At 64.1% G+C, this 22,000-nt stretch carries 22 protein-coding genes; 14 read left to right on the plus strand and 8 right to left on the minus strand.

The window, feature by feature from the left end; genetic code table 11:
- Nucleotides 1–28: 28 nt before the first annotated feature.
- A complete protein-coding gene (mutL, locus tag N1058_RS06255) occupies nt 29–1,879 on the minus strand; it encodes a DNA mismatch repair endonuclease MutL (RefSeq protein WP_265516640.1) in 1,851 nt (616 codons plus the stop codon).
- 320 nt (nt 1,880–2,199) lie between these two features.
- Between mutL and N1058_RS06260 the strand changes: the two genes are divergently transcribed.
- The 6 genes from N1058_RS06260 to tdh all read left to right on the plus strand — a co-directional run bounded on the left by N1058_RS06260 (nt 2,200) and on the right by tdh (nt 9,504).
- Nucleotides 2,200–4,854 carry an outer membrane protein assembly factor BamB family protein gene (locus tag N1058_RS06260; RefSeq protein WP_265516641.1) on the plus strand — a complete coding sequence of 885 codons (2,655 nt, stop codon included), beginning with the start codon at nt 2,200–2,202 and terminating at the stop codon, nt 4,852–4,854.
- Between the two features lie 77 nt (nt 4,855–4,931).
- Nucleotides 4,932–5,177 carry a hypothetical protein gene (locus N1058_RS06265; protein ID WP_265516642.1) on the plus strand — a complete coding sequence of 82 codons (246 nt, stop codon included), beginning with the start codon at nt 4,932–4,934 and terminating at the stop codon, nt 5,175–5,177.
- Entirely contained in the window at nt 5,141–5,317 is a 177-nt protein-coding gene (locus tag N1058_RS06270) for a PRC-barrel domain-containing protein (protein ID WP_265516643.1), read from the plus strand. Before N1058_RS06265 ends, N1058_RS06270 begins: the two co-directional genes overlap by 37 nt.
- Before the next feature lie 475 nt (nt 5,318–5,792).
- Complete coding sequence (locus tag N1058_RS06275) at nt 5,793–6,998, plus strand: acyl-CoA dehydrogenase (RefSeq protein ID WP_265516778.1); 1,206 nt, start codon at nt 5,793–5,795, stop codon at nt 6,996–6,998.
- Between the two features lie 249 nt (nt 6,999–7,247).
- The gene (locus N1058_RS06280) at nt 7,248–8,435 is read left to right on the plus strand and encodes a glycine C-acetyltransferase (protein WP_265516644.1); all 1,188 of its coding nucleotides are present in this window, start codon (nt 7,248–7,250) and stop codon (nt 8,433–8,435) included.
- A 34-nt stretch (nt 8,436–8,469) separates the two neighbouring features.
- The gene (gene tdh / locus N1058_RS06285) at nt 8,470–9,504 is read left to right on the plus strand and encodes an L-threonine 3-dehydrogenase (RefSeq protein ID WP_265516645.1); all 1,035 of its coding nucleotides are present in this window, start codon (nt 8,470–8,472) and stop codon (nt 9,502–9,504) included.
- Between the two features lie 38 nt (nt 9,505–9,542).
- Here the strand turns inward: tdh and N1058_RS06290 are convergent, their stop codons facing one another.
- Genes N1058_RS06290 through N1058_RS06300 form a run of 3 tightly spaced genes read right to left on the minus strand, consistent with a single transcriptional unit; the run spans nt 9,543 to nt 10,698 of the window.
- Nucleotides 9,543–9,947, minus strand: coding sequence for a type II toxin-antitoxin system VapC family toxin (locus N1058_RS06290; RefSeq protein ID WP_265516646.1), 405 nt, complete (start codon nt 9,945–9,947; stop codon nt 9,543–9,545).
- Nucleotides 9,947–10,198 carry a type II toxin-antitoxin system Phd/YefM family antitoxin gene (locus N1058_RS06295; RefSeq protein WP_265516647.1) on the minus strand — a complete coding sequence of 84 codons (252 nt, stop codon included), beginning with the start codon at nt 10,196–10,198 and terminating at the stop codon, nt 9,947–9,949. Before N1058_RS06295 ends, N1058_RS06290 begins: the two co-directional genes overlap by 1 nt.
- Nucleotides 10,199–10,251: 53 nt before the next feature.
- A complete protein-coding gene (locus tag N1058_RS06300; protein ID WP_265516779.1) occupies nt 10,252–10,698 on the minus strand; it encodes a MarR family winged helix-turn-helix transcriptional regulator in 447 nt (148 codons plus the stop codon).
- Between the two features lie 77 nt (nt 10,699–10,775).
- On the opposite strand from N1058_RS06300, the gene hmgA reads away from it, so the two are divergent.
- From hmgA to N1058_RS06340, 8 genes are read left to right on the plus strand one after another with little or no spacing between them, the layout of a single operon-like run.
- A complete protein-coding gene (gene hmgA / locus N1058_RS06305; RefSeq protein ID WP_265516648.1) occupies nt 10,776–12,089 on the plus strand; it encodes a homogentisate 1,2-dioxygenase in 1,314 nt (437 codons plus the stop codon).
- Complete coding sequence (locus N1058_RS06310; protein ID WP_265516649.1) at nt 12,086–12,940, plus strand: MBL fold metallo-hydrolase; 855 nt, start codon at nt 12,086–12,088, stop codon at nt 12,938–12,940. The genes hmgA and N1058_RS06310 overlap by 4 nt, the downstream gene beginning before the upstream one ends.
- 42 nt (nt 12,941–12,982) lie before the next feature.
- Complete coding sequence (locus N1058_RS06315) at nt 12,983–14,002, plus strand: fumarylacetoacetate hydrolase family protein (RefSeq protein ID WP_265516650.1); 1,020 nt, start codon at nt 12,983–12,985, stop codon at nt 14,000–14,002.
- Nucleotides 14,003–14,953, plus strand: a complete 951-nt coding sequence (locus N1058_RS06320; RefSeq protein ID WP_265516651.1) for an MBL fold metallo-hydrolase — start codon at nt 14,003–14,005, stop codon at nt 14,951–14,953.
- A 58-nt stretch (nt 14,954–15,011) separates the two neighbouring features.
- Nucleotides 15,012–15,353: a hypothetical protein gene (locus N1058_RS06325; protein ID WP_265516652.1), complete on the plus strand. Its 342-nt coding sequence runs from the start codon at nt 15,012–15,014 to the stop codon at nt 15,351–15,353.
- Nucleotides 15,354–15,363: 10 nt separating this feature from the next.
- A complete protein-coding gene (locus N1058_RS06330) occupies nt 15,364–15,897 on the plus strand; it encodes a DinB family protein (RefSeq protein WP_265516653.1) in 534 nt (177 codons plus the stop codon).
- A 45-nt stretch (nt 15,898–15,942) separates the two neighbouring features.
- Nucleotides 15,943–17,562 carry an FAD-dependent oxidoreductase gene (locus tag N1058_RS06335; RefSeq protein WP_265516654.1) on the plus strand — a complete coding sequence of 540 codons (1,620 nt, stop codon included), beginning with the start codon at nt 15,943–15,945 and terminating at the stop codon, nt 17,560–17,562.
- A complete protein-coding gene (locus N1058_RS06340; RefSeq protein ID WP_265516655.1) occupies nt 17,559–17,756 on the plus strand; it encodes a DUF2783 domain-containing protein in 198 nt (65 codons plus the stop codon). Before N1058_RS06335 ends, N1058_RS06340 begins: the two co-directional genes overlap by 4 nt.
- Nucleotides 17,757–17,819: 63 nt before the next feature.
- Here the strand turns inward: N1058_RS06340 and N1058_RS06345 are convergent, their stop codons facing one another.
- The 4 genes from N1058_RS06345 to hppD all read right to left on the minus strand — a co-directional run bounded on the left by N1058_RS06345 (nt 17,820) and on the right by hppD (nt 21,943).
- Nucleotides 17,820–18,314 carry a RidA family protein gene (locus N1058_RS06345; protein WP_265516656.1) on the minus strand — a complete coding sequence of 165 codons (495 nt, stop codon included), beginning with the start codon at nt 18,312–18,314 and terminating at the stop codon, nt 17,820–17,822.
- 85 nt (nt 18,315–18,399) lie between these two features.
- A complete protein-coding gene (locus N1058_RS06350) occupies nt 18,400–18,843 on the minus strand; it encodes a c-type cytochrome (RefSeq protein ID WP_265516657.1) in 444 nt (147 codons plus the stop codon).
- Nucleotides 18,844–18,869: 26 nt separating this feature from the next.
- Nucleotides 18,870–20,456, minus strand: coding sequence for a flavin monoamine oxidase family protein (locus N1058_RS06355; RefSeq protein ID WP_265516658.1), 1,587 nt, complete (start codon nt 20,454–20,456; stop codon nt 18,870–18,872).
- 374 nt (nt 20,457–20,830) lie between these two features.
- Nucleotides 20,831–21,943: a 4-hydroxyphenylpyruvate dioxygenase gene (gene hppD, locus N1058_RS06360; protein WP_265516659.1), complete on the minus strand. Its 1,113-nt coding sequence runs from the start codon at nt 21,941–21,943 to the stop codon at nt 20,831–20,833.
- Between the last annotated feature and the right edge of the window lie 57 nt (nt 21,944–22,000).

Here is a 22,000-nt window from a genome sequence, read left to right on the forward strand (position 1 = left end):
CCGGCGGCGTCATGGCAAGGCGGATATCTCATCGCCGCCCGAACAGCTTCTCGATATCCGCCAGCTTCAACTCGATATAGGTCGGCCGGCCGTGATTGCATGTGCCGGAGCCGGGTGTCGCCTCCATCTGGCGCAGCAGCGCATTCATTTCTTCCGGCCGCAGGCGGCGCCCGGAACGCACCGAACCATGGCAGGCCATGGTGGCGGCGATGTGGTCGATCCGCTCCTTGAGCGTTTCGGCGGTGTCGTGCTCGGCGATTTCGTCGGCAAGGTCGCGCACGAGCTTGGGCACGTCCACCTCGCCCAGCATGGAAGGCGTCTCGCGCACTGCCACGGCGCCGGGGCCGAAACGTTCGAGGCCGAGGCCCAGCCTTTGCAGGAAAGCCGCATGGCCGCCCAAGCGTTCGGCGTCTTCCTCCGGCAGGTCGACGATCTCCGGCATCAGCAGCATCTGCGCCGGCAGGGGGCGCGCATGGATGGCCTGCTTGAGCGCCTCGTAGACGAGCCTTTCATGGGCCGCGTGCTGGTCGACGATGACCAGCGCATCCTCCGTCTGCGCGACGATATAGTTCTCGTGCACCTGCGCGCGGGCCGCGCCCAGGGGCTGGCGCAGGGCCTCCGCAGGCGCATCGCCGGCGGCCGCCCGCGTGTCGGCGCTGACTGCGCCGTCGACGGAGAACGCCGCCTGTTCGCCGGCGCCAAAGCCGCCGGCGGAGGACGCGGCCATTTCGAGCGGGCGCGAAGGCGAGGTTTCCATGCGCCAGGGCTCGGGGGACCGGGCGGCGGCGAAGCGGCTGCGGCCGTCGCCATTGCCTGCCGCCGGGCCGGCGGCCGGGTTCTGGAACGCCTCAAGCATCGCCGCCGCGCCCGTCGTGGCCGCGCGCATGCCGCTCGCCTCCAGCGCCTGGCGGATCGCCCCGACGATGAGGCCGCGCACGAGGCCCGGATCGCGAAAGCGCACATCCGCCTTCGCCGGATGCACATTGACGTCGACCAGCGCCGGGTCGACATCGAGGAAGAGCGCGGCCACCGCGTGGCGGTCGCGCGGCAGCGCATCCATATAGGCGCCGCGTATCGCCCCGGCGATCAGCTTGTCGCGCACCGGCCTGCCATTGACATAGGCAAACTGATTGAGCGCGTTGCCGCGCGTGAAGGAGGGGATCGAGGCATAGCCCGAAAGGCGCACGCCCTCGCGCTCCGCCTCGATCGGCAGCGCGTTTTCGGGAAACTCCCTGCCCAGTATCTGGCTGATGCGGCGCAGGAGCCCCTCGCCATCCTCGGGCACGGCGGCAAGGTCGGTGGTGCCGCGGTCCGTGCCGGTGAGCGTGAAGCGCACGGCGGGAAAGGCGAGCGCGATGCGCTTGACGATATCGGTGATGGCCGCCGTCTCGGCCCGTTCGCTTTTCATGAATTTCAGCCGCGCCGGCGTGGCGTAGAAAAGGTCCCGCACCTCGACCGTGGTGCCCCGGTTGGCGGCGACCGGCTTCACCGGCCCCACACGCCCGCCTTCCACGACGATCTCCGCCCCGCTGTCGCCGCCCGCCTGGCGCGAGCGCAGGCTGAGCCGCGACACCGAGCCGATGGAAGGAAGCGCCTCGCCGCGAAAGCCCAGCGAGCGGATGTCGTGCACATCGTCCGACAGTTTGGAGGTGCAATGGCGCGACACGGCCAGCGGCAGCTCCTCCGCCGCGATGCCGCCGCCGTCGTCGATGACGCGCAGCAATGTCAGCCCGCCGCCGGCGGTGGCGATCTCGATGCGCGTCGCCCCGGCGTCCAGCGCGTTCTCGACCAGCTCCTTGACGACGCTGGCCGGCCGCTCGATGACCTCGCCGGCGGCGATCTGGTTGATGACGTTCTCGGAAAGCTGGCGGATGCTCATGCGCCGATACTAGGCGGATTCGCCGTGGCTGCGAAGGGATCGGGGCGCGCTTTCCAGCGGTTGGTTTTGGGGAAGGTCGTCGCCGGCCTCCTTCTGCCGTCTTCATGCATCAGCTGAAGCAGGGCGTGCTCCCGCGCGTGACGGCCACGCTGCCCGCGCCGTGGCTCGCATCCCTTTTCGGGCTGACGCGCGTCGGTCGGTAAATCTCCTTTCTCGGAACAATGCGTCGAGTCGGGGGTTCGAAACGTGGCGCTGCGAGGGCCGTTTCCGTGATGCACTCGGAGTTCCGCAACCGAAAGCGAAATCGACAGAGGCTGGAAATGGCTTCTTACGACGGTACAATCGGCAAGCGGCGCGGCGCAGGCTACTGGTACTGCGCGGTCCTCGGGGCGCTGCTGGTGATCATCGGCATCCTGCTGGTCGCCGGTGGCGTCTGGCTTATCACGCTGGGCGGCTCCTGGTACTACCTGATCGCCGGGGTGGGCCTCGTCATAGCCGGCGTCCTGCTCGCGATGGCATCGATGGCGGCCGTGTGGGTATACGTCCTCACCTACCTCTTGACGGTCATCTGGGCATTCTGGGAAGTTGGCACCGACTGGTGGGCGCAGGTGCCACGGCTCGTGGCGCCGACGATCATCCTCATCCTGGTCCTGCTATGCATCCCCCCGCTGCGTCGGCGCAGCGGCGCGTCCTCGCGCCGTCCTGAACGTACCGCTGCGGCGTCGGCGGCCCTCTTGTTGGCGGCGGCGGGCGGTGTCGGGTTCTATGCAAGCGATTCCTTCATCGTCGTCGCGCAGGAACAGACGGATCAGGAGACGCCTGCGACCGAGCAGGGTCAGGATCCTGTCGAACCTTCGGTAGAGGCGCCCCCTGTAGAGGAGGGCCAGGGTACCGGCGAACTCGAGCCAGCGATCGATGCCCAAGAAACAACAGAAGGCGAAGCGGCGTCTGCGGGGCCAGGCGAGCGAGAAGCCGCCGCCGACACGACCCCGACCGGGGTCGAGGTGAGCGGACCGCAGCCGAATCTCGAGACAGGCGAGATGTGGCCGGCGTATGGGGGTACCGACCATGGTACCCGCTACTCGCCGCTCGACCAGATCAACCGCGACAACGTCGCCGATCTGGAGAGAGTGTGGGAGTTCCGCACGGGCGACATGCCGCCCGAAGACAAGGATGTGGCGTGGTCGCCTGAAACGACGCCGTTGAAGGTCGGCGACGATCTCTATCTGTGCACGCCGACGAACATCATCATCGCGATCGACGCCCGCACAGGGCGAGAGGAATGGCGCTACGACCCTCAGGTCTCTACCGACGCCGTTCCGCACGCCGCCGCGTGCCGAGGCGTCGCCTATTTCGAGGACCCGGAGGCGGATGACCCGGACGCGCTGTGCGCAACGCGCATCATCGAGGCCACTCTCGACGCAAGGCTGATCGCGGTCGATGCGCGGCTGGGACAGCCCTGCACCGATTTCGGCATCAACGGCGAAGTCTCGCTGAAGGAAGGGCTTGGCGCCACCGTGCCGGGCTGGGTGGCCGTGACGTCACCGCCGACCATCGTGCGCGGCATTGCAGTCGTCGGCCATCAGGTCAACGACAACGAAGCCGAGGACTCGCCTTCGGGCGTCGTGCGCGGCTACGATGCCGTGACCGGCGAATTAGCCTGGGCCTGGGATCTCGAGCAGCCGCAACTGAAGGGCGAGCCACCGGAGGGCGAGACCTACAGCCGCGGAACGCCCAATATGTGGACCATAGCCGCGGCGGACGAGGAACTGGGCTACGTGTATCTGCCGCTCGGCAACTCCGCCGTCGACTATTACGGCTCGAACCGCAGCGAGGCCGAGAACGAATATTCCACTTCGGTCGTCGCAGTGGATGTCACGACCGGCGAGGACGTTTGGCACTTTCAGACGGTCTATCGCGACGTGTGGGACTATGATCTCGGCAGTCAGCCGGCGCTGGTCGATTTCCCCACCGGGGACGGCACCATACCGGCGCTGCTGATCTCATCCAAGCAGGGCGACATCTACGTTCTCAACAGGGAGACCGGCGAACCGCTATTCGAGCCGGAGGAGCGCGATGTCCCGCAAGGCGGGGTGGAACCGGACTACATTTCCCCGGTGCAGCCATTCTCCACCTATCACACGCTCGCCTTCGACCCCATCAAGCCGCAGGACATGTGGGGCATGAGCCCGCTGGATCAGCTCTGGTGCCGCATCCAGTACCATCGGGCAACCTATGACGGGATCTACACGCCGCCGACCCACGAGACACCCTACATCCAGTATCCTGGCTACAATGGCGGCCAGGACTGGGGCTCGATGGCGGTCCACGCAGAACGAGGGGTCCTGATCGCCAACTACAACGACATTCCGAACTTCAACCGGCTCATCACCCATGAGGAGGCGCGCGAGCGCGACATGAAGCCGGTCACGGCCCCCGGAGGCGACGTCGGCGATCCGCAAGTGGGCGCGCCGTATGCGATCGACGTCAACCCCGGTTGGCGCGTCGGTTTCACAAAGCTGATGTGCAAGCAGCCGCCCTATGGCGGCATCAGGGCCATCGACCTGGCGACCGGCGAAACACTGTGGGACCAGGCGTTCGGCTCGGCGCGCTCTAACGGGCCGTTCGGGATCCCTTCCCGGTTGCCCTTTACGATTGGCACGCCGAACAACGGCGGACCGATTGTTACAGCCGGCGGGCTGATCTTCATCGCCGCCACCACCGACAACATGATCCGCGCTTACGACATCGAAACGGGCGAGGAGTTGTGGAGCGATATTCTGCCGGCTGGCGGACAGGCGACGCCCATCACCTACGAGGTTGATGGCCGGCAGTATCTGGCGTTCATGGCAGGTGGCCACGCGTTCATGGAAACGCCCAAGGGTGACTATGTTTGGGCGTGGGCGCTGCCTGAGACCAACGGCAGCGGAACGCAACGGGGCGGAAGCGAGCCTCCGCCAAATGAAACCCAGTAATACCTGGCGCACGCCCGCCAAAGGGTGGACGCCGAGCGATGCGTCGTGACCCGCCTCGGGCGGACAAGGAGAGAGCGATGAGAAGCGCATTGATTGCAGGCCTGTTGCTTACTGCCACGGCGTATCCGGTCTTTGCACAGCAGAGCGAGGGGTCCTCGGACAGGCCGGTGCTCATCGAGATCGACGAGGCTGACCGACTCATTCCCGGCTTCAACGTTTCAGTGAAGGAACTGCGCGACATGGACGTCTTCGGTGCGAACAGCGAGAAGATCGGCGAGATCGAGGAGTGCTGGCGACGGGTGACGGCGCGATCGCGGCCGTAACGGTGGAGGTCGGCGGCTTTCTCGGCATCAATGAAAGAGACGTGGTCATCAATCTCGACAGCATCCGGCTCGACGGGCTCCGGCTCACACTCGACATGAGCAGGGAGCAGATCCGTTCGCTGCCGGAGTGGGACGACTGACACCAAAGGCGCTGGAGCGCAATTGTTGCTGAGTGGGATGATAGTCCCACGCAGGCTGTCGGCGGTACTATTCCTGTGAAATCGCCCCACGGCACGCTGACATGGGTATTCAAGAACGAGGTCCTCGTTATGCTAGCGGCCGCTTGTCCGAATCGACCACACAGGCTTACTGAGCCGCTTTAATCACTACTGTTTCGGACAAACGAATGCCTTGCGAGCAACATGTCATCTAGCAGCGGCTCGTCCACGTTTTCACAATGTCTGCTCGGATTGCAGATCAGTTTCTCGAACGACCGGTATCAGACGCGCAGCAGTCATCGATCCAACAGTTGCCGAACGCTCTCCCCATTCCTTCCCGTCATCATCCCCTTCCAAAAAATCATTTTATGCTTGAAGCACTGGGCCTCAGGATGCTGTATGGTCCCTCGCCAGGTAGGGATGCGCGTGCAATCGCAGCAGGAAGGCAGATATGAATATGCAGGATCAGAAGCCGAAAGCCTCGGAATCCAACTTCGTCTGGGACGACCCTTTTCTTCTCGACGAGCAGCTCAGCGACGAGGAGCGCATGATCCGCGATGCGGCGGCGGCGTTTGCGGCCGACAAGCTCAGCCCCCGCATCGAGCATGCCTATATGAACGAGGAGAGCGATCCGGCCATCTTCCACGAGATGGGCGAGGCCGGGCTTCTGGGGGTGACCATCCCCGAGGAATATGGCGGCGTCGGCGCGGGCTACGTCTCCTACGGGCTGGTCGCCCGCGAGGTGGAGCGGGTCGATTCGGGCTATCGCTCGATGATGAGCGTGCAGTCCTCGCTGGTCATGTATCCGATCCACGCCTATGGGTCCGAGGAGCAGCGCAGGAAATATCTGCCGAAGCTTGCTTCCGGCGAATATATCGGCTGCTTCGGCCTGACCGAGCCGGACGCCGGCTCCGACCCCGGCGGCATGAAGACGCGCGCCGACAGGATCGACGGCGGCTACCGGCTCACCGGCTCCAAGATGTGGATCTCCAATTCGCCGATAGCCGACGTCTTCGTCGTCTGGGCCAAGTCCGCGGCCCATGACAACCAGATCCGCGGCTTCGTGCTGGAAAAGGGCATGAAGGGCCTTTCCGCGCCCAAGATCGGCGGCAAGCTCAGCTTGCGCGCCTCGATCACCGGCGAGATCGTGATGGACGGCGTGGAAGTGGGCGAGGATGCGCTTCTGCCCAATGTCGCGGGGCTCAAGGGGCCGTTCGGCTGTCTCAACCGCGCTCGCTACGGCATCTCCTGGGGGGCGATGGGGGCGGCCGAGGATTGCTGGCGCCGCGCCCGCCAATACGGCCTCGACCGCAAGCAGTTCGGCAAGCCGCTGGCGCAGACCCAGCTTTTCCAGAAGAAGCTGGCCGACATGCAGACGGAAATCGCGCTCGGGCTCCAGGCCTCGCTCCGCGTCGGCCGTCTGTTCGACGAGGGCCGGATGGCGCCGGAGATGATCTCGCTCGTCAAGCGCAACAATTGCGGCAAGGCGCTCGACATCGCGCGCGCCGCCCGCGACATGCACGGCGGCAACGGCATCCAGATCGAATACCACGTGATGCGCCACTCGCAGAACCTGGAGACGGTCAACACCTATGAGGGCACGCACGACGTGCACGCGCTGATCCTCGGCCGGGCGCAGACGGGGCTGCAGGCGTTTTTCTGAGGGCGGAAAGCCGCCGGCATGGCGCCGGCCCCCTTTCTTGCAGGTTCCAGGACCTGGCGTGCTGCCGAGCCCCGAGAATTTGCTTTCTCCCCCGCCAGGGGGGAGATACGCTGCCATCGATTCCGGGTGCCCTTATCTCTCCCTCTGCGGGAGAGACAGCGCTTTCAGCATTCTGGCCGAAGGCTGAATGCTGGAAATCGCAAGACAGGGGCTTGCCTCGCGCGACGGCCGTTTCTTGGTGAGGTACACATGACCGTTTCCTACCTAAAACACCTTTCTGCCGAGCTCGACGGCCTGAAATCCGCCGGCCTCTACAAGACCGAGCGCGTCATCACCTCGATGCAGTCGGCCGAGATCGAGAGCGGCGGCAGGAAGGTGCTGAACTTCTGTGCCAACAATTATCTGGGCCTTGCCGACAACGAGGAGCTGCGCGCGACGGCCAAGAAGGCGCTCGACCGCTACGGCTACGGCATGGCCTCCGTCCGCTTCATCTGCGGCACCCAGGAAGAGCACAAAGAGCTCGAGGAGACGATCTCGAAATTCCTCGGCATGGAGGACACGATCCTCTATTCCTCGTGCTTCGACGCCAATGCGGGCCTGTTCGAAACGCTGCTCGGGCCGGAAGACGCGGTCATTTCCGATGCGCTCAACCACGCCTCGATCATCGACGGCGTGCGGCTCAGCAAGGCAAGGCGCTACCGCTACGCCAACAACGACATGGGCGAGCTGGAAGACCGGCTGAAGGAGGCCGCGGACGCCCGCTTCCGGCTGATCGCCACCGATGGCGTGTTCTCCATGGACGGCATCGTCGCCAATCTTCAGGGCATCTGCGACCTGGCCGACAAATACGGCGCCATGGTCATGGTGGACGACAGCCACGCCATCGGCTTCGTCGGCGCGCATGGGCGCGGCACGCCGGAGCATTGCGGCGTGGAGGGGCGGGTGGACATCGTCACCGGAACGCTCGGCAAGGCGCTCGGCGGGGCCTCCGGCGGCTATACGAGCGGCAGGAAGGAGGTGGTGGAGTGGCTGCGCCAGCGCTCGCGCCCCTATCTTTTTTCCAACACGCTGGCCCCGGTCATCGCCGCCGCCTCGCTCAAGGTCTTCGACATCGTCAGGAACGGCGACAGCCTGCGCCGCCACCTTTACGACAACGCGGCCCGCTTTCGCGCCGGCATGGAGAAGCTGGGCTTCACGCTCGCCGGCGGCGGCCATCCGATCATCCCGGTGATGCTGGGCGATGCCGCGCTGGCCGACAAGATGGCCTCGCGCCTGCTGGACCACGGGATCTATGTCATCGGCTTTTCCTTTCCGGTGGTGCCCAAGGGCCAGGCCCGCATCCGCACGCAGATGTCGGCCGCCCATTCGGCGGAGGATATCGACCGGGCGGTGGAGGCGTTCGCGATCGTGGGGCGGGAACTGGGGGTGATTTCATGACGGCAGCCGACACTCCAGATACGGGGACAGTCTCATGTCCAACATGATGAAGGCGCTGGTGAAGGCCAAGCCGGAGGAGGGCCTCTGGATGGAGCGCGTGCCGGTGCCGGAGATCGGGCCGAACGACGTGCTCATCAAGATCAAGAAGTCGGCCATCTGCGGCACCGACGTCCATATCTGGAACTGGGACGAGTGGGCGCAGAAGACAGTGCCGGTGCCGCTGGTCACCGGCCACGAATTCACCGGCGAGGTGGTCGATGTCGGCGCGGCCGTCACAGAATACAAGCCCGGCCAGCGCGTTTCGGGCGAGGGCCATATCGTGTGCGGCCACTGCCGCAACTGCCGGGCAGGCAGGGGGCATCTGTGCCGCAACACGCTGGGCGTCGGCGTACAGCGCCCCGGCTCCTTCGCCGAGTTCATCGCGCTGCCGCAGCACAATGTCGTGGCGATCCCCGACGACGTGCCGGACGAGATCGCCGCCATCTTCGATCCCCTCGGCAACGCCGTCCACACTGCGCTGTCCTTCGACCTCGTTGGCGAGGACGTGCTGGTGACCGGGGCCGGCCCCATCGGCATCATGGGCGCGCTGGTGGCGCAATGCGTGGGCGCGCGCAAGGTCGTGATCACCGACATCAATCCCGGCCGCCTGGAACTGGCCAGGAAGCTGGGCGTGCGCCATGCGGTCAACGCGGCGCAGGAAAAGCTGCCGGACGTGATGGCGCGGCTCGGCATGACCGAAGGCTTCGACGTCGGACTGGAAATGTCGGGGGCGGCCCCCGCCTTCCGCGGCATGATCGACGCGATGAACAATGGCGGCAAGATCGCCATTCTGGGCATCGCGCCGACCGGCTTCGAGATCGACTGGAACAAGGTCATCTTCAAGATGCTGCACCTGAAGGGCATCTATGGCCGCGAGATGTTCGAGACCTGGTACAAGATGATCGCGCTGGTGCAGGGCCCGCTGGACGTCTCCGGCGTGATCACCCACCGCATGGGCATCGACGATTTCAGGGAAGGCTTCGACGCCATGCGCTCGGGCGAGGCCGGCAAGGTGGTGCTGGACTGGTGAGAGCGCTTTTGGAAGTGCCTCTCAGACGTTGAAGGGGCTCAGGGACCGACGAGCCGGATGGACGCCGCTTCGGCGGCACGGAGAAGCTTGTTGTCGAGTGTGGCGAGGGGCAGACGCAATCGACCGGCCAACTCCAGATAGCTCGCGTCGTAGATGGAAAGGGCATGCGCGCGCGCCAGTTGCAGGAGAACCTGTTCATCCACATCATTGTCTTCGACGATTGGGTAGATTGCCAGATTGGCGATAATTCCAGCCGTTTGCTCCAATGTCAGCCGCATGCGTCGTTCCGCGACCACAAGCAGATTGCGCACCTCGAACCACCAGATCGGTGGAACAAAAAAATGGTCATGAAGGAGATGACCCTCCAAGTGCGTTGCGAGAGGGTGCTCTTCGTCGGGTAGAAGCCAGGCCGCAGTTACCGAGGCGTCCAAAATGAACGGCATCAGTATCTATGCCCCTCATGACGCCAGGAGAGCACTTCCTCGATGGTAATGCCGGTTTTGGGAAGTGATGCACGAAGCTTGCGGATATTCTCGACCGCCCGCCGCACTTCCTCAGGGCGTTTGCTCTCCTCGGGCACCATCCTGGCAATCGTCCGGCCGTGACGCGTGATGGATACAATCTCCCCGCGCTCGACGTCGCTGAGCAGAGCCGAAAACTTGGCTTTGGCTTCCGTGGCAGGGACTGTCTTCATTTCTTTGACCGGTCAATCTGGTTAATATGACTTTCAGATATAATGCCGTCCCTTCACTTCGTCAACACGGCCTCTTCCAAGGCCGCGAGCCCCTTCAGAACGGCCTCGCGCTTGCGCATGTCGAGCTTGCCCAGAAGGTCGGCTTCGAATGTCTTGGCGAGCGGAACCAGTTCCTCGTAGACGCGCTGGCCGGCGGGCGTCAGCTCGAGGTGTTCCACCCGCCGGTCCTGCCCGTCCGCCCGGCGCTTCAGCCAGCGCCTTCTCTCCAGCGCCGCCACCGCGCGGCTGACCTTTGTCTTGTGCATGGAGGAATGGGCGCCGACCTCGGTCGCCGTCATCGTGCCATACTGGCCGAGCGTTGCCAGTGTGCGCCATTCCGGCCGGGTGAGGCCGTGGCGCTGCCGGTAGATGTCGGAGAAGGAGCGGCTGACCGCATCGGCCAGCCGGTTGAGTCTGTAGGGCAGGAAGGATTCCAGTGACAGGATTTCGCGGTCGGGCATGGCCATGACATGGTTTGATAGTTACATTTTCAATGGTTACAGATGAAACCAGTTTGGTCAATCCTGCGGAGGACGAAATGACGGTCCGATACATGCCGGGTTTCGGCAACGACTTCGAAACCGAAAGCCTTCCCGGTGCGCTGCCGCAAGGCCAGAACTCGCCGCAGCGTCCGGCCTATGGCCTCTATGCGGAACAGCTCTCCGGCTCTCCCTTCACCGCCCCGCGCGGCACCAACGAGCGCTCCTGGCTCTACCGCATCCGCCCCTCGGTGCGGCACACGTCGCGCTTCAAGCCGGTCGAATATGCGCGCTGGAAATCGGCGCCCAACCTGGACGACCACGAGCTTTCGCTCGGGCAGCTTCGCTGGGACCCGATCCCCATTCCCAACGAGCAAACGGATTTCCTGGCGGGCATCCGCACCATGACGACCGCCGGCGACACGCAGGGACAGTCGGGAATGGCGGCGCATATCTATGTCGCGAACGCCTCGATGGTGGACGACCACTTTTTCAACGCCGATGGCGAGTTGCTGATCGTGCCGCAGGAAGGCGGCATCCGCGTCATGACCGAGATGGGCATCATGGAAGTGACGCCGGGCGAGATATGCATCGTTCCGCGCGGCATGATCTTCAAGGTCGAGCTGATGGACGGCCCGGTGCGCGGCTATATATGCGAGAACTACGGCGCCAAGTTCACCCTGCCGGACCGCGGGCCGATCGGGGCCAACTGCCTGGCCAATCCGCGCGACTTCAAGACGCCGGTCGCCTGGTACGAGGAGAAGGAGACGCCCTGCCGGCTGACGGTGAAATGGTGCGGGCGCTTCTATCGCACGGAGATCGATCACTCGCCGCTCGACGTGGTCGCCTGGCACGGCAACTATTCGCCGTACAAATACGACCTTTCCACCTTCTCGCCGGTCGGCGCCATCCTGTTCGACCATCCCGATCCGTCGATCTTCACGGTGCTCACCGCGCCCTCGGGCGAGGAGGGGACGGCCAATGTCGATTTCGTGATCTTCCCGCCGCGCTGGCTGGTGGCCGAGCACACCTTCCGCCCGCCCTGGTACCACCGCAACATCATGAGCGAGTTCATGGGGCTGATCAAAGGCCAGTACGATGCCAAGGAGGAAGGATTCGTGCCCGGCGGCATTTCGCTGCACAACATGATGCTGCCGCACGGGCCGGACGCTCACGGTTATGAGAAGGCGACCAGCGTGGAGTTGAAGCCGGTGAAGCTTGATGACACGATGGCGTTCATGTTCGAAACCCGGTTTCCCCAGCACCTGACGCGCTTCGCCGCCGAAAACGAGGCGCTCCAGGACAATTATATCGACTGCTGGACCGGCCTGAAGAAGCGTTTCAACGGCACGCCTGAAGGCGACTGGTCTTGAGCGACCGGCTCGTCATCCTGGGGAGCAAGGGCGGGCCGGCGATCCGGCCCGAGGGGCCGATGCCGACCTCTACCCTGCTGGAGCTCGCCGGCCGGCGCATCGTGGTCGACTGCGGACTGGGCGTCACCGTTGGCGTCGTCGATGCGGACATGCATCTGCGCGATCTCGATCTGATCTTCATCACGCACCTGCATTCGGACCATGTGCTGGAGATGGGACCGCTGATCCACACCGCCTGGACGGCGGGGCTGGCGAAGCCGGTCTCGGTCCACGGCCCGCCCGGCATCGGCGATGTCTGGAAAGGCTTCTGCCAGTCGATGTCCTATGACATCGAAACCCGCATCGAGGACGAGGGGCGCCCCGATATTCGCGACCTGGTGCGGATCACCGAATATGGCGAGGGTCCGGTGCTGGATGAGGATGGCCTGAGCGTCGAGGCGCTGCGGGTCGTCCATCCGCCCGTGACCGACTGCTTCGCGCTGTCCTTCCAGGGTGGCGGAAGGAAGATCGTGTTCTCGGCCGACACGGCCTATTTCCCGCCGCTGGCTGACTTCGCCCGCAAGGCCGATGTTCTCGTGCATGAAGCCATGCTGGAAGAGGGAGTGGATGCGCTGGTCGCGCGCACCGGCAACGCGGCCTCGCTGAAGAAGCACCTCATGGACAGCCATACGCTGGCCGGGGACGCGGGACGCATCGCAAGCCTTGCCGAATGCGGCCATCTGCTGCTGCATCATCTGATCCCCGCCGACGACCCGAACTTCGGCGAGGAAGAATGGCATGACGCCGTGCGCAAAACGTGGTCAGGTCCCTTGATCGTCGCGCGCGACGGCCTCGAGATACGGCTGGACTGATCGCGACGACATTGACAGATTCGAGCCAGGGAGAAGCATCGCATGAAAGTCGCCACCTTGAAGGACGGCACACGGGACGGCAGGCTGGTCGTCGTCTCGAAGGATCTGACCCGTTATACGGACGCCTCCTTCCTCGCGCCGACGCTGCAGGCCGCGCTCGACGACTGGTCGCGCGTTGCGCCCCATCTGGCAGCCCTTGCCGAAAGCCTGGAGCACGGCGCGGTGCCGGCCGAGCGCTTCCACGAACACGATGCCATGTCGCCCCTGCCGCGCGCCTATCAATGGGCGGACGGCTCGGCCTATGTGAACCATGTCGAACTGGTGCGGAAGGCGCGCGGGGCCGAAATGCCCAGGAGCTTCTGGGAAGACCCGCTTATCTATCAGGGCGGATCGGATTCCTTCCTCGGCCCGCGCGATCCCATCGCCGTGGCCGATGAGGCATACGGCATCGACATGGAAGGCGAGGTCGCCGTCATCGTTGACGACGTTCCCATGGGCGCTTCGGCGGACGAGGCACGGGATGCGATACGCCTCATCATGCTGGTCAACGACGTCTCGCTGCGCGGCCTCATCCCGGCCGAACTCGGCAAGGGTTTCGGCTTTTTCCAGTCGAAGCCTTCCTCGGCCTTCTCGCCGGTAGCGGTCACCCCGGACGAGATGGGCGAGGCCTGGGACGGGGGCAAGGTGCACCTGCCGCTTTGCGTCGACTACAACGGCAAGCCCTTCGGCCGGGCCAATGCCGGGATCGACATGACTTTCGATTTCCCGACGCTGATCGCCCATGCCGCCAAGACGCGCCCGCTTTGCGCGGGCTCGATCATCGGCTCGGGCACCGTATCCAACAAGCTCGACGGCGGGCCGGGCAAGCCCGTCGATGCCGGCGGCGCCGGCTATTCCTGCATAGCGGAAATCCGCATGATCGAGGCAATCGACGACGGCAGGCCCAAAACTCCGTTCATGCGTTTCGGCGACACGGTGCGTATCGAGATGAAGGATAAGAATGGCCATTCCATTTTCGGCGCGATCGAGCAGGAAGTGCAGAAATACGAGAAAGGCGCATAAATGGCGAAGAACTTCGCATCGGCCGGGGACTTGGCCGACAAGAAAATCTCGTTCGACGAGATCGGCCGCGACCTGTGGGCATTCACGGCCGAGGGCGATCCGAATTCGGGCGTCATCATCGGCGATGAATCGGTGATGGTGATCGAGGCGCAGGCGACGCCGCGCCTTGCGGAAAAGGTGATCGAGAAGGTGCGCTCGGTCACCGACAAGCCGATCAGCCATCTGGTGCTGACGCACTACCATGCCGTGCGCGTTCTGGGGGCTTCCGCCTATAAGGCCCCCACCATCGTCATGAGCGACAAGGCGCGCGCGATGGTGGTGGAGCGCGGCAAGGAGGACTGGGATTCCGAATTCGTCCGCTTCCCGCGCCTTTTCCAGGGGCACGAAAGCATTCCCGGGCTCACCTGGCCGACCACGACCTTCTCGCAATCGATGACGGTGTATTTGGGCAGGCGCCGGGTCGACCTGATGTTCCTGGGACGCGCCCATACGGCCGGCGACATCGTCGCCCATGTGCCGGATGCCAATGTCATGTTCACCGGCGACATCGTTGAATATCATTCGGCCTGCTATTGCGGCGACGGCCATTTCCACGACTGGCCGGGAACGCTGGAGGAAATCCGCGCCTTCGATCCCGATGCCATCGCGCCGGGCCGGGGTGATGCGCTGGTGGGCCGCGACATGGTCAACGAAGCGCTGGACCTGACCGGCGATTTCGTTCTGTCGACCTATCAGCCGGTCGCCCGCGTGGCGCAGGGCGGCGGCAGCCTGAAGGAGGCCTGGGATGCCTGTCGCGCCGAGTGCGACCCCAAATTCTCCGACTACGCGATCTACGAGCATTGCCTGCCCTTCAACGTCTCGCGCGCCTATGACGAGGCGCTGGGCATCGATACGCCGCGCATCTGGACCGCCGAGCGCGACAAGCAGATGTGGGAGGCGCTGCAAGGGTAGCCGCGCCCAAAGGCGGATCGGCCGATGGCGGTGCGGCATGGCAAGAAGGAGCGAGACGATGCCGAACTGGCTGCTGGGTCTGATCTTCGTTCTGTCACTGGCGCTGGTGATCTATGGCTGGCGGCAGATATTGCGCCTGACGTTCGGCCTGGAAAAGCAGCGCTTCGGCTGGTCCGACGATGAAGCCAGATTGAAGTTCTTCTCGCTGCGCAGCCCGCGCGGACCCGGCAAGAGAAAGCGCATGCAAAAGTACCTCCGGGAGGAACTGCGCGCCTACGCCGAGGAGACGGGCCAGGGCGACATCCACCGCCGCGCCCGCCTGGCGCTGGCGGCGGGCTATGCCGGGGCGATCGCCTCCAGCTTCGCATGGATATTGTCGATCGCATTCGCCAGCCAGTGACGGAGCCAGAATGGATCTGCAAACCCATTTCAAGAAGATGGCGGCCAACAATCGCTGGTCGAACCGGCGGCTGATGCGCGCCGTGCTCGCGCTGGAGCCGGGCGAGTTCGAAGCGCCGCGCACGGGCTTCTTCCCGTCCATAGCTAAGACGCTCAATCACATCCTGGCCGTCGACCTCTACTATCTGGACGCGCTGGAGGAAGGCGGCCGCGGGCCCTCGGCATTCCATGACTTCGTGGCGTTCGAGGATCCGGTGGCGCTCGCGCAAGCGCGGCGTGTGGAGGACGAACGCCTCATCGCCTTGTGCGAAAGGCTCGGCAGCGCCGACATGGCGCGCCGCGTCGTCACGGACCGGGGGGAGGCGGGCCGGTTCCCCGAGCTTGTCGGCGATTTGCTCGCCCATTTGTTCCTGCACCAGATTCACCACCGCGGGCAGGTGCACGCCATGCTGTCCGGCACCACCGTCAAGCCGCCTCAGCTCGACGAATTCTTCCTCGATTTCGACGCGCCTTCGAGGCGGGGCGAGATGGACGAGCCCGATTGAACCCGCCGCCCGCCGCCCGCCGGCCGCAACGAGTGTTTGGAGAAGATGCCCCGCTACGCTTATCAGCCTTTCCCCTATAAAAAGCCGCCGGAGCTGGACGGCGCGGTCGCCCGGCAATATCCGGTCGCCATTGCCGGCGCGGGGCCGGTCGGGCTCTCGATGGCCGTCGATCTGGCGCTGCGCGGCGTTCCGTCCGTCGTGCTCGACGACAACGACGTCGTGTCGCTCGGCAGCCGGGCGATCTGCTGGTCGAAGCGCACGCTCGAAATCTTCGACCGGCTGGGCATCGGCGAGCGCATGGTGGCAAAGGGCATCACATGGAAGGTCGGCCGGCTTTTCCATCGCGACCGCGAGGTCTGGAGCTTCGATCTCCTGCCCGAGGAAGGCCACAAGATGCCGGCCTTCATCAATCTCCAGCAATATTATGTGGAACAGTATCTGGTCGAGCGCTGCGCGGATTTCCCCGACCTGATCGACCTGCGGTGGAAGAACCGGGTCAACGGCGTGCGCAGCCATCACACGGGCGCCAGGCTCGCGGTCGAGGCGCCCGGCGGCGCCTACCATCTCGACGCCGCATGGGTGATTGCCTGCGACGGCGCCCGCTCGCCGATGCGCTCATTCATGGGGCTCGACTTCGAGGGCCGGGTGTTCGAGGAGCGCTTCCTGATCGCCGATGTGGAGATGAGGGCCGATTTCCCGTCGGAGCGGTGGTTCTGGTTCGAGCCGCCGTTCCATCCGGGGCAGTCGGCCCTTCTGCACAAGCAGCCGGACAACATCTACCGCATCGATCTTCAACTCGGTCCCGATGCCGATCCCGACCAGGAGAAGAGGCATGAGAACGTGATACCGCGCATCGAGAAGATCATCGGGCACGGCGATTTCGAGCTCGATTGGGTCTCGGTCTACATGTTCCAGTGCCGCAGGCTGGAACGCTTCGTGCATGGCCGGGTGGTCTTCGCCGGCGACAGTGCTCATATAGTCTCGCCCTTCGGCGCGCGCGGCGGCAATGGCGGCATTCAGGACGTCGACAATCTGGGCTGGAAGCTGGCTCTGATCGTCAAGGGCGAGGCGCCCGAAAGCCTGATCGAAACCTATGATGAGGAGCGCGTCCGCGGCGCGGACGAGAACATCCTGAACTCGTCGCGCTCCACCTCCTTCATGACGCCCAAATCCAAGATGGAAAAGCTGTTTCGCGACAGCGTCCTCGATCTGGCGGCCGATCACGAATTCGCCCGCCGGCTGGTCAATTCCGGCCGCCTGTCCAGGCCCTGTTCCCTTGAAGGCCTCAGCCTGCAAACACCGGGCGCGGCCGAAGGGATTGCCCCCGGCCAGGCCATGCCGGACGCGCCGGTGCAATGCGAAGGCCGTCCCGGCTGGCTGCTGGAATATTTCGGCGGGGGTTTTGCGCTGATGGCGGTCGGATGCGCGCCGCCGCCCGGCTTGCCCGCCGGACTGCCGGTGATCGAGATATGGCCGGACGAGAACCTCGCCGGCGCCGAGGCGAGGATCGTCCTGCGCGATGCGGAAGGCCTCGTCGCCGACCGCTACGGCGCCGGCGTCATCTGCCTCGTCCGGCCCGACCAGCACATAGCGGCGACCTTCGTCGCGCCGCATGCCGACGAAATCGCCCTGGCCTATGCCCGCGCAATGGGGAGGGAGCATTGACCGACAAGGACGAGATAGGCCGCGACCGGCTGGATACCGCCGGCGACGATTTCTATGCGCTGCTGATGCAGGCCCATGAAGGCCTGAGCTTCGAGGAAAGCGCTCGGCTCAACGCCAGGCTGGTTCTGCTGCTTGCCAACCGGGTGGGCGATCTGGATGCGCTCCGAGCGGCGTTGGCGGCGGCGAAGAAGTAGCTGGCGGATGCCGCCGGCAGGGCCACCCCTTGAAGGACAAGGGGTGGCGCCAGTTGCTCCCGATCAGTTTTTCTCGGCGCGGACGGCGATGGCCTCCACCTCGATCAGCCAGCCGGGATTGGCAAGACCGGAGACCTCGAAGACCGAGCGCGCCGGCAGGTTGGGCTGTTCGTCGGTTCCGAAGAACTCGGTGTAGCCCTCCATGAAGCCGGCAAAATCCATGGGTTCCCCGTTCTGGCCGACCAGGAAGACCTGCAGTTTGACGACATCGCCCATCGTCAAATCCATGTCCTCGAGGCTTTTCTCGATGGACTGAAACACCGTTCTGGTCTGCTCGGTGATGTCGCCATAGGCCTCGATCGAGCCACGGTCGGCGTCTTCATTGACCACGGAGGGCACCGCGCCGCTCAAATAGACGGTGGTGGCGTCCCCCGGCACCTCTACCGCGCGGGCGATAGGGAAATCCGATCCGGGAATCTTGTGACGAACCACCTCATCGGCCAGTGCGACCCCCGAAATCAGCAGGGCGGGCAGGGTGAGGCTTGCAATACGCAGCATGAGAAATTCCTTTCGTTCAATGCAAGATAATCTGCGCTCCGGCGCTGAAGGCCGAAGCTCCTTCTCGCCATCTCCATGGCCGATTTTAAGGCCGGTTCTGGGCAACCATCTCGGCCGTTGCATCGCCGCCATACTCGTTTCCGAAATGCGTCTGGATGTAGTTGACGACATCCGCGATCTGCTGGTCGTCGAGGACGTCTCCCAGCGGCGGCATGGCCTTCTGGCCGTTGATGATGATGTAGATCGGGTATTCGGGAAATTCGAGGTTCTCATTATCCGCCAGCGCCGGATAAGCACCGGCGCCCACGGCGCCTTCGCCATCGGGCATATGGCAGCCCTGGCAAATGGCCCGGTAGACGTCCTCGCCGCCGGTCGCGCCGATCTTGGAAGGATCGGCGAACATGGCCTCATGGTCGGAAAGCTTGCGTGTGTTGGTCTGGTCGTCGCCGGTTGCGCTGTCCTGGGCGAGCGCGAAGGTAGAGACACCAAACAGAACGGCAAGACCGATAGCGCCTTTAAGAGCATTCATGACTTCTCTCCTTGGCTATTTGGCGTTCAACTGTTGATGACACGGTCATGCAGACGCGAGATCGCGTCCAGCGAGGAGAGGATCGCGCCCTCCTGCCAGCCGGGCAGATAGGATATGTGCTCGCCCGCCATTACCGTGCGCCCATCTATCGCCGCCGCTGTCTGGTACTGGGTCTCCCTGTCCTGCCAGATGCCGTAGCAGCCGAGCACCCACGGCACCCGGTGCCAGACCACGCTCACCCCATTACTGAATTCGTCTTTGTACTGGGGATGGATCCTGGCGCCGTATTCAAGCGCGATCCTGACCCGCTCCTCCGGCGGCATCGCGTTGAACTGGTAGGCGATCGCACCCCAGCTATAGCCGCCCAGAAGCACGCCCTTGCCGCCGCTGAAATAGTCGGTGGAGGGATAGCTGATGAGCGAGATCGGCAGGTCGGTGTAGCTGATGCCGCCGAATATGTTCTCGTCTTCCTCCCAGAAGCGCCGGTTGAACTCGAGGCCGAACTTGACCGAGCCGGCATAGTACATCGTGTCGATGACGCCTTTCATCGCGCCCGACAGGTTGTTCTCGATCTGGGAAAGGATGGAGAAGGGGATGGTGCAGATGCACCAGTCGCCCCTGGCTTCCTGGGCTCCGCCGCCTTCCTTCGTGTCCTCGAAACTGACGGTGACGCCGTTCTCGTCCTGCATGATCGACGTGACCTTGGTGTTGTAGCGGATGACGTCCTTCACTTCGCGCTCGAAGGCCTGGGCGATCATGTCCATGCCGCCCACTGGCTGAAACATGGTCGCCTGGTGTTCGACGGTCTCGGCCTCGTCCAGCCACCGCCACAGCTCGGATTGAATGATCTTGCCCGGGGCGATGGGTTCGGAGGGTTCGGGACTGCCGTCCAGTCCGCCGCCCGGCCATTTCGCATAGCCTCGGTAGTCGCTGGTGCGCTCGCTTTTCACATAGGCATAGTTCTCGTCGAGAACGCCGTAGACGCGCAGCGATTCAAGGAGCATTTCCTTGTCTTCCTGCGTGACGAGCTCGTCGAGTTTGCCCTGGTTCGTCGCCTTGGCGAGAAGTTCCGATGTCTGGCCGCGATAGTCGGTGGCGATCTCGCGGAAGCGCTGGGGCTTTCCATCGAACGCTTCCTGCCGGTGCAGATACGCGTTGTGGTTCTTCTGGATGAAAGGTTCCAGCTTGACGCCCAGCCGCTTGCAATAGTCCAGAACCGCATGGTGATGATGCGGAATGCGCCAAGGGCCGGGATTGAAATAATTGCCCTTTTCGTATTGCACGTTCTGCGTGGAGCCGCCGAGTTCCGTGTAGCTGTCGCCGCCGCGCAGCGTCCAGCAACGTCCGCCGGCCTTCTCGCGGTATTCCAGCACTTCGACCGTATAGCCGGCGGCGCGCAATTCCATCGCGGCAACCATGCCGGCAAGACCGGCTCCGAGGATCAGCACCTTCGCGCCCTGCGGGTCCCCGTCCAGCGCGATCGGCCCCCGATAGGTGGATTCCTGCGCATGGCCCAGCGTCGTCATCGCCTGATAGAGCGCCGCGCCTCCCGCGGTGGCACCGATCATCGTCAAGAGATCCCGCCGCGACATCTGTCCGAACGTCCTGTGCATGGTGATCACTCCTATGTGGCAAACCCTCCAAGCGTTAATGAAACTCCTGCGACATGGTTGCTTCTATGGTGGTGTTTACCGGTTCTGGTCGAACGTTCAGCGACGCCTGGCGTGAAAGGTTGAGGCAATGCCGCAAGCCATTGCATCCGCGCCGGGCGGCGAGCTTTTGGCGGGAATGCGGCGGAAGCGCCGATCCAGCCGGCTCTTGCGGCAATGAAAAACGGGACCGCAGAGCGGCCCCGTCATGAGAGCGCCGGGCGTCCATCCGGACGCTGCACAAGGGCGCTCCGACACTTTGGATTCACGCATCGTGCCTTCCGAAGATCGATTCCGATTTCCGAGCCGATGCTGCAGCCTCGTCGAACCGGCGGCCTCTATTCGGCCGCGTCCACCTTCAAGACGCCGCGGCGTATCTGGTCTTCCTCGATGCTTTCGAACAGCGCCCGGAAGTTTCCTTCACCGAACCCCTCGTCGCCCTTCCTCTGGATGAACTCGAAGAAGATCGGCCCGATGACGGTCTTGGAGAAGATCTGCAGCAGGATCTTGGTCGTGCCGCCGTCGATCACGCCTTCGCCGTCGATCAGAATGCCATGCTTCTTCATGCGGTCGATCGCCTCGTCGTGGCCGTGCACCCGCTCATGGCTCTTTTCGTAATAGGTATCCGGCGGTCCGGGCATGAATTTCAGCCCGTTCGCGGCCAGCCTGTCCGTGGCCTCGTAGATATGTTCGGTCCCGACGGCGATATGCTGGATGCCTTCGCCATTGTACTTCTTGAGATATTCCTCGATCTGGCTCTTGTCGTCGGTCGATTCGTTGAGCGGAATGCGGATCTTGCCGCATGGGCTCGTGATGGCGCGCGAGACGAGGCCGGTGATCTTGCCGGCTATGTCGAAGAAGTGGATCTGCTTGAAGCCAAACAGCTCGCGGTAGAAGGCCCACCACTTGTCCATGTTGCCGCGATAGACGTTGTGGGTGAGGTGGTCGAGATAGTAGAAGCCCACGCCCTCCGGCTTCGGATCGCGCTCGCCCGTCCATTCGAATTCATCGTCATAGGGCGAGCCCTTTTCCCCGTATTTATCGATGAAGTAGAGGAGCGACCCGCCGATGCCGACGATGGCCGGGGCGTCGAGGGTCTTGTCATCGCCCGTATAGGGCTCGGCGCCTTTGGCGACCGCATGGTCGAAGGCGTGCTGCGCATCGACCACGCGCCACGCCATGGACGGCGCACAGGGGCCGTGCTTTTCGACGAAGCGCATGGCGTGGCTGCCCGGTTCGGCATTCAGCACATAGCTGATGTCGCCCTGGCGCCAGACGGCCATATTCTTCGACTTGTGGCGGGCGACCTCGACATAGCCCATGCGCGCGAAAAGCTCCGACAGCTTTTCCGGCTCGGGATGCGCGAATTCCACGAACTCGAAACCGTCCGTTCCGGCCGGGTTCTCTTTGCTGATTTCCGCGGGCGGCGCGTCATGTGGAAACGGACCCATAATGAATTCCTCCGTAGATCGGATGCATCTTGGCCCAATACTAGCGCGTTAGTCTCG

Origin of the sequence: Nitratireductor luteus (assembly GCF_026162365.1) — a bacterium.
In the GTDB taxonomy this organism is placed as follows: domain Bacteria; phylum Pseudomonadota; class Alphaproteobacteria; order Rhizobiales; family Rhizobiaceae; genus Chelativorans; species Chelativorans luteus.

Excerpts from the sequence above, each read along its gene's own strand:
- N1058_RS06300 (WP_265516779.1), bottom strand. The coding sequence starts at position 10,698 with ATGCCCGACCGCGAAATCCTGTCACTGGAATCCTTCCTGCCCTACAGA.
- N1058_RS06350 (WP_265516657.1), bottom strand. The coding sequence starts at position 18,843 with ATGAATGCTCTTAAAGGCGCTATCGGTCTTGCCGTTCTGTTTGGTGTC.
- tdh (WP_265516645.1), top strand. The coding sequence starts at position 8,470 with ATGTCCAACATGATGAAGGCGCTGGTGAAGGCCAAGCCGGAGGAGGGC.
- N1058_RS06355 (WP_265516658.1), bottom strand. The coding sequence starts at position 20,456 with ATGCACAGGACGTTCGGACAGATGTCGCGGCGGGATCTCTTGACGATG.
- N1058_RS06295 (WP_265516647.1), bottom strand. The coding sequence starts at position 10,198 with ATGAAGACAGTCCCTGCCACGGAAGCCAAAGCCAAGTTTTCGGCTCTG.
- N1058_RS06345 (WP_265516656.1), bottom strand. The coding sequence starts at position 18,314 with ATGCTGCGTATTGCAAGCCTCACCCTGCCCGCCCTGCTGATTTCGGGG.
- hppD (WP_265516659.1), bottom strand. The coding sequence starts at position 21,943 with ATGGGTCCGTTTCCACATGACGCGCCGCCCGCGGAAATCAGCAAAGAG.
- N1058_RS06325 (WP_265516652.1), top strand. The coding sequence starts at position 15,012 with ATGCCGAACTGGCTGCTGGGTCTGATCTTCGTTCTGTCACTGGCGCTG.
- mutL (WP_265516640.1), bottom strand. The coding sequence starts at position 1,879 with ATGAGCATCCGCCAGCTTTCCGAGAACGTCATCAACCAGATCGCCGCC.
- N1058_RS06320 (WP_265516651.1), top strand. The coding sequence starts at position 14,003 with ATGGCGAAGAACTTCGCATCGGCCGGGGACTTGGCCGACAAGAAAATC.
- N1058_RS06335 (WP_265516654.1), top strand. The coding sequence starts at position 15,943 with ATGCCCCGCTACGCTTATCAGCCTTTCCCCTATAAAAAGCCGCCGGAG.
- N1058_RS06330 (WP_265516653.1), top strand. The coding sequence starts at position 15,364 with ATGGATCTGCAAACCCATTTCAAGAAGATGGCGGCCAACAATCGCTGG.
- N1058_RS06260 (WP_265516641.1), top strand. The coding sequence starts at position 2,200 with ATGGCTTCTTACGACGGTACAATCGGCAAGCGGCGCGGCGCAGGCTAC.
- N1058_RS06290 (WP_265516646.1), bottom strand. The coding sequence starts at position 9,947 with ATGCCGTTCATTTTGGACGCCTCGGTAACTGCGGCCTGGCTTCTACCC.
- N1058_RS06280 (WP_265516644.1), top strand. The coding sequence starts at position 7,248 with ATGACCGTTTCCTACCTAAAACACCTTTCTGCCGAGCTCGACGGCCTG.
- N1058_RS06315 (WP_265516650.1), top strand. The coding sequence starts at position 12,983 with ATGAAAGTCGCCACCTTGAAGGACGGCACACGGGACGGCAGGCTGGTC.
- N1058_RS06265 (WP_265516642.1), top strand. The coding sequence starts at position 4,932 with ATGAGAAGCGCATTGATTGCAGGCCTGTTGCTTACTGCCACGGCGTAT.
- hmgA (WP_265516648.1), top strand. The coding sequence starts at position 10,776 with ATGACGGTCCGATACATGCCGGGTTTCGGCAACGACTTCGAAACCGAA.
- N1058_RS06275 (WP_265516778.1), top strand. The coding sequence starts at position 5,793 with ATGCAGGATCAGAAGCCGAAAGCCTCGGAATCCAACTTCGTCTGGGAC.